The organism is Frankiales bacterium (genome assembly GCA_016125335.1).
In the GTDB taxonomy this organism is placed as follows: Bacteria; Actinomycetota; Actinomycetes; order S36-B12; family CAIYMF01; genus Longivirga.
The window spans coordinates 150,006-163,845 of record WGLY01000013.1 but is presented as its reverse complement, the minus strand read 5'-3'; the positions used below and the strand labels follow the sequence as shown (position 1 = coordinate 163,845).

The window sequence follows — 13,840 nt, the reverse complement described above, 5'->3', positions numbered from 1 at the left end:
CCGAGCAGCAGCGCGAATGCCTCTGCGGCCAGCAATCGGGCTGCGTCATCGTCGAGACCCTGCAGCTCGGACGGCGAGGCCTGCGTCTGTGCAGCCAGGAACTGCGCGAGCCTCTCAGTCGAGGCGGCGGTCCAAGCGCCGGCACCCGGGCTGAAGGCGGAGCTCTGGCTTCGCCAAGCCCCGACCAACGGTTCGAGCGCGCGCAGCGCGTGCGCCGCGCCGGACCCCCCGTGCTTGACGTCCCGGCTGGGGTCAGTCGCGACATCAGGCAGGACAGCCTTGCGGTCTGTGTCCCACTCGATGTAGCCGGCGCGCGCCTCGTCGAACAAGGCGAGCCCGTCCTTGCCCGAATCCAGCGCGGCGCGACCCTCCCGCGTGATGCGGTAACCGGCGGGTGTCGCGTGCAGCCATCCGGCGTGCTCGTAGTTCGTCGTGAGGTTCCAGAACAGGTTCGTCCAGGCCCGCGGGCTGCCGTCCGGCTTGGGGAGCGACAGGTCGTATGTCGTGAGAGGCTCCAGCGGCGCAACGGCATCGCGCAACTCAGCCGGGCTCATGACGCGGTCCTCCCGGGCGAGCACCTGCAGCGCCGCTCGCAGCCGACGGCGGCACCGCGGGGTCCAGTCGTCATCCGGCTCTGCCGCTGACACAGTCGACCCGCTGGTCGTGCTCTGCGTCGTGTCGGTGGTCATGCCGGCTCCCCATCGTTCGCGTGCACTGTGTCCAGGACGGCGCGTGACGCGTCGGTGAACGTCCGGACCCGCTCCTCGAAGTTCGCGAGGTCGATCATCCCCGACTGCGTGGCCCGGGCGAAGTCCCGTACGGGGTGCATCACGTCGTTCCGGAAGTCACCCAGCCCCCTGGTCAGCCACCGCCACGAACGGCCGCCTCTCGTCGCGGCCGGAACGAAGCCGGGCACCTGTCGCGCGATCTGGACGAGGCCGACGAGGCTCAACGCTGCGACGACGTCGAGAACCTCATCCCGCCGGCGGAGGTCGCACAGCAGCTTCACCGTCGACCTGCGTCTGGTCTCGGACAGGTGGTCCAGCACCTCGTTCTGGTCGTCGAAGGCCTGACGCACGAGCTGTGCGAGGAGGATCTCCAACTCGGAGAGCTGCATGTAGTAGTGCGTCCGGGCCGGGACGGCGCCCATGTCCGCGGGCGTGACGAACCCCGTGAGCCGGCGACCGCGCAGCACGAACAGGAACGGCTCGTCCACCAGCGCCAAGGGCGGCTCCCCAAGGGACATGTCGCCTGACACCAGCATCGACTCGTCGAGCGGTCTCATGATCGTGGCGACGGTCGCGCGAGGGCGAAAGCTCGTTTCGGCGAACAGGCCCAACGGCACCCCGTCGTGCAGCACGGGCGCGAACGCATACAGCGACGCGCGCATCCGAGCCGACACAGGTCCGACCTTCTGGTCGGGGCCCACGGACATCGCTTCCTGGAGAGGGACTGCGATGCCGTACCTGGATCGCGCGACTGATCTCGCTCAGGTCGTCGAGCGTCATCGCGGCTGCTCATGGCGGGGGCCATCGCCGGGCGGCGGATCGAGCGGGCTCGCGAATGGCACGCCCGTACGGGCGGCTTCGGCCATCGCGTCGTAGGCGGCGAGGACGAGACGCTTGGTACGGAACTCGCCGTGATCGCGCTCCTCGTACTTGAGGAGGACGAAGAACGAGTCGAGCACGTCCTCCGCCTCAGCTCGGTCGAGGCCGTACACGAGCAGCGCTGCTGCCTCCAGTTCGGCACGCAGGATCTCCCGACGATTCGCATCCCACCTGAACGGCATTCCTGCATCCACCGTCTCAACGGATTCCTCGCTCATTCGGGCTAGGACGTCGACCGCGAAACCGCGCATGCGATAGGTGGTGTATGTCATTTCGAGCACTCGTCGGCGCACCCAATCGGCCAACGGCTCGTCCGTCCAGGTGGAACGACCGGAGAACATGGACGGATCTGGGCAGGCGAGTTGCTGGACGATGTAGCTGCTGAGTGTGGTTCCGGTCAACTTCTGCCTGACGATGTAGTCGCAGACGTAAGAGGACCAGATCGCGATGACCAGGTCGAAGTCCGGATGGGTTGACGTGACAACCCACGCGTTGTCGCCCACTGCAGTTCGCGGGAAGACGGATGGAATGAACGTCCTCTCATTCCCCGCAATCGTCAGCCTGCGGAACCCCATGAACCAGTCTCGCGCCCACCCGCTTGGGGCCGCTTCGGCTACGTCTCGATCCGTGACCCAGTAGACCCCAACTGCTTCCCGTGCGGGGTCATCCTTCTCCAAGCCCGAGATGGGTGACGGCTGGTTAGGACGGAGTTGGGCCGTTTCAGATCGGATCACGTCGGCGGATCGGTGATCCCAGTGCGTCATCTGCATTCCCTGATACAGGGGTAGCCAAGTCGTCACCCCGTCAGTCCACGACCAGCCATCGAATCTCGCGCCGAGGGTTGACAGCTCGTCTGCCATCCGGAACTTCGCAGAGTCGCTGGCCATGTTGAACAAGCCTTGGCTGAACCGCAAGGCCCACGGATTCGACCCACCCTGCCGCACCAATACGGGGACCCGTCGGTAGATGCCCAACATGATCTCCGCCTCACGTCGATGCCGCAGAACAGGCAGGGTTCCTGTGTTCGGGTTGAGAAGCCAGATCTCCTCTGGGGTAAGCGAGAAGGTCTGCGTACTAACGTCACTTGCCGCATGGAGGAAGAAGGCAAGTGCCACTTCGTTGAGCCTCAAGCCACCCGTCATGGACGAGAAGGCGAACCGGAAGCGGGAATCGACGGCCTCGAACATGTTGCCGTTCTCGAAGTCGAAGAACGCAGCCAGGCGCCCAGCGGACACCGTGTCAGCGAAGAAGGCAGCCGTGGTCGCATCGGTAGCAAGCCCGGTGGGAGTGATGAGTCCGGATCGTCCCTGCGGCGCCAGGCTGCTTCGGAAGTGCTCAGCGAAGATGCTGTATGTGTTGATCTTCCCCGTGGCGCACAGTGGGAAGCGGCCGCCACCTCGAATGAGCGCATTCTCCACCTGACCTCGTCGAAGCTCGACCTCGAACTCGGCAAGCAGGCCCGGGTTCGTGTCACCGAGCGCCGCGATCGCACGCTTGCGTGCAGCGGCGTTGGGCGCATCGGCGATGCGTGGCTCGCGAGTCGCGAAGAACTCACGCTCGCTCATCTGCAGCGTCTCCCACGGCGGGTTGCCGAGCATGCTGGTGAATCCGCCGGTCCAGCCGGTAGGGGTGTTGGCGGGTGCCTCGTCGGGAACGGGGAAGATCTCCGGGAACTCGAGGTGCCAGTGGAACAGCCGATGGCGTGCCGCGACGGTGTCGACATAGTCCTCGATCTCGGCGCTGGCGCTGCCGGCGGCGACGGCCTCGACGGTCGCGGTGGTGATGCGGGGGGCATCCGGGGTCTTGGGTGCCAGAAAGGCCGCACACCAGGCGTCGGCTGCGCGACGGGCGCGACGCTGCTGGGGTGAGTCGTGGCCGGCCTTGTAGCGCTGGGCTGCCCAGGCGACGTCGGCGAGGGTGGCGCCGGCGGCGCGGTCGGCGATCTGGGCGGCGAGGTCGCGGCCGTCCTGGTTGCCGACGTCAATGGTGTCGCGGTCGAACAAGGTGTCCTGCCCGGCGCGCTCCTTCGCGTTCTGGTCGCGCCAGGACCGGGCGGTGGGCTTGTCGTCGCCGGTGAGCGCGACGAACGCCTCGTCGGGGATCCCTGCCGCGAGCAGCGCGGGGGTGGTGCCGAGCAGGGCGTTGCCGACCTTGATGTGGTGGTCGAGGAACGACATGGGCTTGCCGGGAGTCATCGCCTCGAGCCAGAGGCTGACCTTGGCCAGGTCGGCGGCCATCGGGTTGAGGTCGACGCCGTAGACGCAGTGCGCGACCACGTCGTGCATCGCGTCGGTGACCGTGGTCGGGGTGGGGTCGACCTCCCCTGTGCGGACCGCGGCGAGCCGTGTCGCGATGCGCCGCGCCGCGGCGACCAGGAAGTGACCGCTGCCGACCGCCGGATCGCAGCACGTCACCGCGAGCAGCGCCGCCTCCGGGTCCGGTGCCTTGACCGCGTCGTCGAGCAACGGGTCCAGCGCGGTGTCCAGGACGAGCTCGACCAGCTCGGTCGGGGTGTAGTAGGAGCCGGTGGTCTTGCGGTCGTTGCCCGCCGCGGTCTCCAGCGTGAACACGTGCGTGGTCGGGTCGTAGCGGGGCACCAGCTCGAGCAGAGACTCGTAGATCCCGCCGAGCTCCTCGGCGCCGAGGTGGCGGAAGTCGACCAGCCGCTGCGGCTGCCCGGCCGGCTGCACCACGGTCAGGGCGCGCACCGCCGCCAGCAGCGGCCGGTTCCCGATCCGGGCACCGGCCAGCACGTCCGCCTCCGACGGGGCGAACAGCCCACCCAGGCCCGGCAACCCCAACCGCGGGTCACCGCCGTCGCGGCCCAACGCATCCAGCACCAGGGTCACGGCGGCCCACAGGTCGTCGTGCGCGCTGCCGTGCCGGGAGCGCGCGAGACGACGCAACCGGGCGCTGGAGAAGTAGGAGTCGTAGCGCTCGATGGCGACCGGGTCGTCGGCGACCAGGAGCGCCTGGCGGTCCTCAACCACGGTCCAGAACAGCAGCCGGTAGACCGTGCGCAGCAGCGCCTGGTGCAGGTCCTGGACGGTGGCGTCGCCGTCGGCGAGCCGGCCGCGCAGGTCACCGTTGGCGCGGTGCTGCAGGAAACCGGTGCCCAACGTCTCCAGCGCGACCTGCACCCCCTCGCGCAGCAACGACAGCGCGCGCACGCCCTGGCTGACCGCGGTCGTGCGCCACCGCTCCAACCAGCACTCCCCCGGGCTGGCTCCCTCCGGGACCTCCACCCGGGACTGGTGAGCCAGCAGGAACAGCAGCACGAAGTCGGCGAACACCTCCCCGTCGAACATCGCCTCCAGGTCGAACTCGACATAGGCCTGCCCGGTCAAGGTTGTCGAGTCGCGCAGCAGCCGCAGCACCCGACCGTTGGACACCACCGCCCACAGACACTGGTCGCTGCGGTTGAGCAGCTCCTGCACCATCGCGTGCGGCGCCCGGTGCGCCGCACCCGCCACCCCAGGAGTCCGCTTGTCCAGGACGACACCCCACCCCAGCAGGTGCATCGGCACCGACTGCCACACGTGGCTCACCGGATACGCCGTGCCCCCCACCGACAGTCCGCCCGCACCCGTCGCCGGGACCCGGCCGTAACCCAACTCGGCCAGCAGCACGGTCAGCCAGCGCTCCCGTGTGACCCCGACCGCCGCGTCGCCCTCGGGCAGGCCGGCCAGCTCATCGCGGAACCGCCGGTAGACCGTGAGGAGGTGCGACCACACCCGCGCGGCCGCCTCCCGAGGGCTCTCCCCGCCGAGGTGGAAGTCCGACGAGCCCAGCCCGTCGACCGACCCGGCCAGCACCGCCGAGAGCACGTCGGGCGGCAGCAGCCCACCCGCCACCCGCACCGACACACCAGACCCAGAATCGCGACCGTTCACGCAGGCCCACCACCAACAGGAAGCAGCACCTGCACACTGAGGACGTCGACGGGTCGCTGGGCCGTGACGGACAGACCTCGTCGCGCAGCTTGGGCTCCGGCGCGCACGCGGCGGTGGGCGGCAAGCAGTCGGTCCGCGTGCTCGTCGGCGACGGTGTCCAGGGCCGGCATCAGGTCTGGCAGTCCGGTGAGGATCCGGTCGAGTGCGGCGACGGCAGCGCCTTCGGCGACATTGGCCGTGGGAGCGGCGCGCAGGAGCTCCTCGGCGCGTTGGTCGGGCAGCCACGCGGCCGATGTGGGAGCTCCCTCGAAGGCGAGTACTCGGGCATCCTCGGCGACCAGCTGGCGGACGCCGACGCCTTCGGGCAGTGACAGCTGGAACCGGAATCGCACCAGTAGGAGCGTCGTGCGCGTGGTGACGGCGTTGGTGCTCATCACCCCGGCTCTCCGGGCCGGTCGTTCGTGCTGCGGGACGGCCGGGTCGAGGGCGCTCTCCAGGACGTAGCGGGCGAGGGCAGCGATGGTGGGGTCCGTGCGCGTGAGCGCTGCCTCTCCGCGGCCGGCCGGGGGTTGGACTCGGATCGGCAGCGGCTCACGCAGTGCGACGGGAAGTGATGAGGTGACCGCGAGGGGCAGCGTGGACATGACGGCCCTGTAACCGTCGTCGGTGGGCGTGACGGTCGAGCCGAGTGCGTTGAGGCTGGTGAGCAGGAAGTCCTCGAGGTCTCCGTGGGCGCCGAGGGCTGCGCGGACCTCGGCCACCTCGGTGGCGACCTCGTCAGGCTTGATGGCGTGCTGGGCGTAGCGGCTGCGGGACCGCTTCTCGTTCTCGGCGGCGCTCGTCCAGGCGGCATCCAGGGCGAGGGTGCGTTCGTCGAGCCCGAGGTCGAGGGTGAGCTCGGCGGCGTCGCGGCCGCGCAGCAGCAGGCCCTCGGCGAGGGCGTCGACGAGTGCTTGGCCGTCACCGGGGATGGGCACGGCCACACCTGTGGCGGCGGCGATGGCGCGGTGCTTGCGGATGAGGACATCGAGGACGATCCCGTCGATGCCGTTGTCCTCGCCGTAGAGCGTGACGGCGCGGACGACGTCGCGTCGCTGGCCGAACCGGTCGACGCGCCCTTCGCGCTGCTCGTGCCGGGTGGGGTTCCAGGCGAGGTCATAGTGCAGGACGGCGGTGAACGCCTCCTGCAGGTTGACGCCTTCGGACAAGCAGTCGGTGGCGACGAGGACGTGCTGGCCGTCGAGGTCGGTGAGTTCTGCGATGCGTCGTTCCCGCTCGGCAGGCGGGAGCGCGCCAGTGACGGAGGCAACGTGGACGGGCCGTCGGGAGGTCCCGAGGACCGCGGACAGGTGCTCGGCCACATACTCGGCCGTGTCGATGAAGCGGCAGAAGACAATGGGTGCGTACCCGTCCGCGAGGAGCTGCTGTACCTGCGCGGCCACGGCGGCGAGCTTGCGGTCGTGCTCGGGCCCGGACAGTTCGGAGGCTCGGCGGGCGAAGTCACGCAACCGGCGACCGGCCGCGGTGGAGGGGGCGTGCGCGTCGTCGGGGCCGTCCTCCGCGACGAGCGCTCCTGGAGTGGTATCGATCGTCTCGAGGTTCTCGTCGTCGCCGGTGTCCAGGACGCCGGCGCGACCGAGGTCGTCGACCTCCGTAGGGTCGGTGAGGTCAGCGCCGGCCGCACGGGTGCGAAGCGTCGCGGCGGCGGCGCGCGGCGACGAGGCGAGGGCCCGCAGCAGGGCGAGGGCGGACCACCAGCGCACGCGGCCGCGGGCACCGCTCAGACCGTCGCTGACCTGCTCGCGGGCGTAGGCGAGGACGTCGTCGAAGAGGTCGCGGTACTCCGGGGACAGCCGGTAGGGCACATCCAGGGTCTCCCGGTCGCTGGGGAACGGGGTGTCCTCGTCGATGTAGTGGCGTATGTCGGCGCGGCGGCGCTGCACGAAGTGGGCGGCGAGCAAGCGGCGTCCGGACTCGGTGGACAGGTCGGCGATGGCGAGGGCGGGGTTCAGCAGCCCCACGAGGTTGGAGAAGGCGGACTCGTCGCCGGAGTGCGGGGTCGCGGTCGCCAGGATCAGGTGGCGCTCAGGGTCGTCGGCGAGGGCGCGGAGCAGCTCGTAGCGCTGATGCCTGGCGCGCTGGCCGGAACCGCCGCCGACGACGCAGTTGTGGGCCTCGTCGACGATGACGAGCTCGGGGCAGCGGAGCAGGAACTCGTGGCGTCGCCGGTCGGACTTGATGAAGTCGTGCGACACGATCACGTGCGGGTAGCGGTCGAACAGGGACTCGTTGAGCATGAGGTCGCGCTCGAGTCCTCGGACCGTGCTCGTGAGCACGAGGGTTGCGTCGATGCCGAACTTGTCGCGCAGCTCTCGCTGCCACTGCTCGGCCAGGGCGGGCGAGCACAGGACTGCCAGGCGGCGAGCGCTTCCTTGGGCGAGCAGCTCGGACGCGACCAGGCCGGCCTCGATGGTCTTGCCGATGCCGACATCGTCGGCGATGAGCAGCCTGACGACATCGTGGCGGAGGGCCATGAGCAGCGGCACGTACTGGTAGCTGCGGGGACTGACCGACAGTCCCGCCAGGCAGCGGAACGGGCCGGCGGAGGACGTGAAGCCGACGCGCAGCGCCGTGCGCAGCAGGCCGGTGGAGGCTGCGTCGCCGAGGTCGTCGCGGCCCGGCGGGGGGAACGATGCGGCGGTGACGCCTTCGTCGCGGAAGACGCCGGTGACGTCGTCGTGGCTGCCACCGAGAGGTTGGAGGAGCAGGAAGTTGTCGTCGCCCCCGGGCAGGACGACCCATTCGCGTCCGCGAGCGCGGACGAGCGAGCCCACCGCGAACGGCTGCGTTCCTGGTGGGGTGTGGGTGACGGTCACGCGGGCGTCCTTCCGGGTCCGAAGACCCAGCTGTGCCGGGCGGTGAACGCCGCCTTGTCGTCGTCGTATCGGATCCTGAGCACGGTCCAGCCGAGGTCCTCGAGCCGTTCGGTGGCGGCAGCGTCGCGCTGCGCCTGGACGGCGTCGTCGTGGTGGGGCCCGTCGACGAACACGGCGATTCGGGCTCCGTCGAGGTAGTAGACGAGATCCGGTCGGGCACGGGCGGCGTCTACGGTGACCTGGGCGTCGTCGGGCAGCCGGTGGCCGTGCTCGTCGAGCCAGGTGACGAACTCGCGCTCGAGTCCGGAGTCGGACAGGCGGGTCAGCTGGTCGCGCTGGTCGGCGCGGGTGCGACCGCCGGCGCCGCCGTGGACCTGCGCAGCAGCCAGGCTGTGCAGCAGGGGAACGACGCTGTGCCGGTCGATGAGACTGTGCTCGTACTGGTTGCCGTAGGACAGCAGGCAGTCGTAGCAGCCCTTCTCGCAGCGTTCGCGTGCGCCGGGTGCGTGATCGAGGTCGGCTCCGGTGTCGGGGTCGTAGTGGATGATCTCGAGCGCGGTGCGGGCGACGGCTGCCAGCGCGCCTGGGTCCTCGACCAAGCGGACGAGGACACCCGCACCGCCTTCGGCGGCCTCAATCAGCAGCATCCGGGCGCGGTCGTCGGGGTCGGGCAGTGGTTCGCTGTCGAGCTCGGAGTCCTCCAGCTGGAACGTGGCCTCGATCGCGCGTTCGAGCGCAGCCCGCAGGGTGACGGCGACCGTGTCGTCGACCGCGTCGGTGAGGCGCAGCACGAGCACGTTGCGTCGGTCCTCGACGTACGGGATGACCTTGGCCTTGTCGCGGATGTCCTGGGCGTCGACGAGGGCCTCGGTATCGACGGGAGTGTCGGTGGCCTGCTTGTCGGTGAGCCAGCGCCCTTCCCGCAGGTCGAGCCAGTAGCCGCGGTCGTTCTGGTTCTTGCGTCGGCGGCGGCCGACGTTGGCGACGCGGACGTCAGCCGCGGCGCCGTGGACGAGGTCGACGAGAGTGCGTCCGTCGGAGACGCCCCGCGCCTTCGTGGAGGAGGGCCGGTCGCCGGCGACGGCGAACCGGAAGGAGACCTCGAGCTCGAAGCCGCTCTTGCGCCGCTCCTCCTCGTCGCTGCTGATCCGTTCGCGCCGCCTGGTGAAGACAGTCTGGAGACGCAGCAGCGAGAACTCGGTGCGGCCCAGGGGTGCACCGCAGTGCTGGCACATGTCGGTGCCGACCGCGGTTGTGTGGTGGTAGCCGCAGCTCTCGCATCGGCGGGCGGTGTCGGTGAGCGCGCCTCCATCCGCGGCGCGGTCGGGGTCGCGCGGCAGTTGGATGCGCACGACCTCGTAGCGCGCGCCTTCGTGGTAGATGAGCGAGCCGGGCCCGAACTCGCTGATCGCGACGAAGCGGGGGCGCTGCAGGTAGTCGCCGTCGCGGGCGGTGCCGCGGCGGCCGGGGATGTAGGCGGCCAGCGGCAACCGGGGGAAGGAGTAGCCCGGCAGGAACCCCTGGGACGCGAAGTACCGGTAGCTGTAGAAGTCGGTAGCGCCCTGCTCGCTGTCGTCGTTGCGGAGCAGCGTGAGCTGGTTGCGGGCGTCGGCCCGGCGGCGTTCGGCGAGCTGGCGGTCCCAGCGGCTGGCGGTGGTGGAGATGGCGAGCTTGTGCTGCTCGTTGACTTCGGCCAACGCAGCGCGGTAGAGCTCCCGCCACCTGTCCAGGGCGTCGTCGAGCGCCTGGGCGGCCCCGGCGACCTGGTCGTGCACCCAGCCGTCGTACCACCACGAGGGCTCGTGGCCGTCGAGCTCCCAGGTGCGCCGCAGGTCGGCCAGGACACGGTCGGCGGTGTGTTGGGCGCGCAACGTGACGGCCGGGTCGTTCAGCGTGTGCCACAGCTGCGGGTACAGGGTCAGCGCCGGGTCGTCACCGCCGGACTCGACGAGGTCGGTGACCGAGGAATGCAGGGACTCGTCGGTCTCGGCGAGCCAGATCGCGTGCACGTGGGAGCGGACGAGGTCCTCGTTGGTCAGGTCGATGCGCGGTGCGATCACCGAACCAGACACCATGTCGCGGGACCGGCGGAACCAGTAGCTGTCGTGCGCGTTACCAGTGGAGCAGTATGTGAGGACGAGGGCCTGCTGGCCGCTGCGGCCGGCTCTGCCGGAGCGTTGCGCGTAGTTGGCGGGCGTGGGGGGCACGTTGCGCATGGCGACGGCGTTGAGGTCGCTGATGTCGACGCCGAGCTCCATCGTGGGTGAGCAGTAGAGCAGCGGCAGGTGGCCTGCGCGGAACTCGTCCTCGCGGTCCAGGCGTAGCTGTTGGGGGACCTGTGCGGTGTGCTCGCGGGCGAGCAGGCCGGCGAACTGGGCGGCCATGTCGCGGTAGAGGGTGACGAAGAACGGGTTGACCCGGGCGGTTGCCTCGCCCTGGAACGCCCGGCGCAAGGGGTCTTCGGCGCCGTGGACACCGTCGCCGGGCAGCCACCGGAGCGCGGCTGACTTCAGTCGGTACTCGGGGCCGTCGGCGGTGTCGCTGGTGGTGAGCAGTCCTGCGGTGGCGAGGACGTCGAGGAGTTCGGCGATGACGACGTCGGCGTCTGCGGACTTCAGGGACGCGGCACCAGGAACTCCGGAGATGTCGCGGCGCAGGTAGCGGCCGAAGGCTCCACGGCCGGTGAGGGCGAGCACCCCACGGCTGCCGCGTCGGGCCGGGCGGGGGAATGCGACGCCGACCTCGACCATGCGGTCGTCGTCAGCGAGGGCCCACGGCTCGACGAGCTGGCCGCGGGAGGCCTTCTTCATCCGCTCGTAGCCGTCTTCGGTGAGGACGTCGGCGTCGATCGCTCGGACCCGGCGCAGCTCGTCGAGGATGATGCGCGACAGCTCCGCCCGGTGAGCCGCGGGCGTGGCAGCCAGCAGGGGAGATCCGGCCCAGGAGTCGTCGTCAGCAGCGAGCTCGGGCAGGTCGCGGTAGCCGATCTGGAGCAGACCGCACTGCTCGAGGTTGGGCATCGTCACGCGCCAACCGCGCTGCAGGTCGACGTACAGCTGGTACTCGACGACGCCGCGCAGCGCGCGTTCGGCGTCGGCCTTGGCCGCGAACTTGGCCTCGGGCGCCTGTGAGTAGTCGTGCGGGGTCAGGTTCAGGGAACTGGTGACCGCGGCGGCGACGTCCTCGTGTCCGAGCCCGCCGGGCCCGGCGGTGCCGAGGGCACGAACGAGTGCGGAGCGGAGCTGGGCGACCTGGACGAAGTCGTTGAGGTGCCCGGACTGCAGGCTGGCGTCCTGCCTGTTGTCGACGAAGGTGAGCAGCTTGCGGGCTCGGGGGTCGAGCTCGGCGGCGGGGACCTGCCGCAGGGCGCGGACGACGGCGGTACTGAGCACGGTGACGGCGGAGGATCGGCCCTCGGCGTCGAGGGTGGCGAGCTTGCCGAAGTCGTTGCCGCGAACTTGCTCGTAGGACACCCCGCAGCGCATGCAGAAGGCGAACGGTGTGGAGACGAACCAGGCCGGCAGACCGGCGCCGTCGGGATCGAGCGTGCCGTCCGGGGACAGCGTGACCTTTGTCGGCAGGTACTTGCGCTTGCTGTCGAGCACGTCGATCTGGTCGGTGGCGGGGTCGGTGACCAGCCACGCGTCGGGGAGGCGTCCGGCGGCGAGGGGGTCGTCGGGCCAGGGCAGGTCGGAACTGACGTAGAGGTAGCCGGTGACGGCGTCGCCGCCGCTGGCGTCGGCGTCGCGGCGGGGCACGAAGACGGTGTCGCCGTGCCGGTCGACCTTGGCCACCACGAGGTACTCCTGGCCGCACTCGCGGCAGAAGCCGAGGGGCAGCAGCGACTTGCCGGGCTCCCCGGGGACGCTGACCTGGTAGGTGCCGGTGACGTGCCGGGTGTCCTCGGGCTCGAGGGAGACGTAGACGGTGTCCCCCTTGGACAGGAACTGGTGGAGGCGGAACGCGAACAGCGGGCGTCCGGTGACGGGGTCGCTGGTTCGGGAGCCAGCGCGCAGCACGTGACGCAGGGCCTCGGCGCAGTCGTCGGCGGAGAGAGCGGTGAGCTCGGCGAGGTCGTCGGCGGCGGCCGGCACGGTGGTGGGGGCACGGCGTACGAGACGCTCGGTCTCGGGTTCGATGTCCAGCCCGAAGGTGGTCTCGGCCCATGCTGCGAGCGGGTCCGCCAGCAGTGTGCCGGCGTCGCGGTGGTGCTCCGGATCGACTAGCAGCGCCCTGACCGACGCGGCCAGTGCGGCCCCGTCGTCGGCGGATTCAGGGGTGGCCCGGACCAGCGTCTCGCCGATGACGCGCTCGGGTCGCACGGTCGTTCCGAAAAGCCGGGTCGCGACCTGGGCGACGACAGCTCGTCGCTGCTCAGTCGTGCCTTCCGACGACATGGTCGCGCTGGTGCCGATGATCTGCAGGTCTCCCTGCGCGCACTGGTCGCGCAGCCGCCGGATGAGCATGGCGACGTCGGCGCCCTGCCGGCCGCGGTAGGTGTGCAGCTCGTCGAGCGCGAGGAACCGCAGCCCCTGCGCCGCGCGCACCAGGTGGCGCCGCTCGTCAGGCCGGGTCAGCACCAGCTCGAGCATCACGTAGTTGGTCAGCAGGATGTCCGGCGGGTCGGCCAGGATGCGGCGACGCTCGTCCGGCGACTCCTGCCCCGTGTAGCGGGCGTAGGTGACCGGTTCCTCGCCCTCGGGGTAGCCGTATGACAGGAACTTCTCGAGCTCGCCGAGCTGGGAGTTGGCGAGCGCGTTCATCGGGTAGACGACGATCGCCTTGACGCCCGACCGTCGCGCGCCGCCGTAGTTGTCGCGGTCGCGGAGCACCGCGTCGACGATCGGCACGATGTAGGCGAGCGACTTGCCGGAACCAGTCCCGGTGGTGAGGACGTAGCTGTCGCCGGACTGGGCTGCCTCGACCGCCTCGCGCTGGTGCTGGTGCAGCACGATGGGATCGCGGCCACTGTCGGTAACACTCGTCTTGCGGCGGAAGATGCGCTCGCACTCCGGATGCAGGAGGCCCTCGGCAACCAGCTCGGGCACCGATCCGCCGCTGGCGAACGACGGGTTGAGGCTTAGCCATGGGTGGGGCCACTGAACCCCGGCAGCGAACTGCTCGTCGACGAACGCCTTGATGCGACGGTCGCGGACCTCGACGAATCCGGACGTGAAGGCCTGGTAGTCCTCGATGACCTCGCGGTGCACCTCGAACACGTCCACCCGATCCCCCTTGCCCAGCATGAACCGAGCCCACCCTAGTCACTGCTGCTGACGGTCGGTCTCACCGACGCGACAGAGTTGGATGCGCTTGGCTCATCCGTCGCCTGGTGGTCAGACCCGACTGACCACCAGGCCAGTAGTGGCGGCCTCGGTCATGAGTCGGGGTGGGTTGTCGCTTCCCCACGACAACCCACCCCGGGCCTCTGTCTGTCCGACTCACAGTGTGAGTAGGACGTCTG

General features: G+C 70.1%; 5 protein-coding genes. All 5 read right to left on the bottom strand.

Annotated features, from left to right (window positions below):
• On the bottom strand, positions 1 to 689 hold a 689-nt coding region (locus GC157_07915; GenBank protein ID MBI1377391.1), incomplete at its 3' end, for an ATPase.
• The gene (locus GC157_07910) at positions 686 to 1,429 is read right to left on the bottom strand and encodes a hypothetical protein (protein MBI1377390.1); all 744 of its coding nucleotides are present in this window, start codon (positions 1,427 to 1,429) and stop codon (positions 686 to 688) included. The genes GC157_07915 and GC157_07910, both read right to left, overlap by 4 nt.
• A gap of 75 nt (positions 1,430 to 1,504) precedes the next feature.
• Positions 1,505 to 5,500 carry an N-6 DNA methylase gene (locus GC157_07905; GenBank protein ID MBI1377389.1) on the bottom strand — a complete coding sequence of 1,332 codons (3,996 nt, stop codon included), beginning with the start codon at positions 5,498 to 5,500 and terminating at the stop codon, positions 1,505 to 1,507.
• Entirely contained in the window at positions 5,497 to 8,376 is a 2,880-nt protein-coding gene (locus GC157_07900; protein MBI1377388.1) for a DEAD/DEAH box helicase, read from the bottom strand. Before GC157_07900 ends, GC157_07905 begins: the two co-directional genes overlap by 4 nt.
• On the bottom strand, positions 8,373 to 13,601 hold the full coding sequence (locus GC157_07895; protein MBI1377387.1) for a DEAD/DEAH box helicase: 5,229 nt from the start codon (positions 13,599 to 13,601) through the stop codon (positions 8,373 to 8,375). Before GC157_07895 ends, GC157_07900 begins: the two co-directional genes overlap by 4 nt.
• Positions 13,602 to 13,840 lie beyond the last annotated feature (239 nt).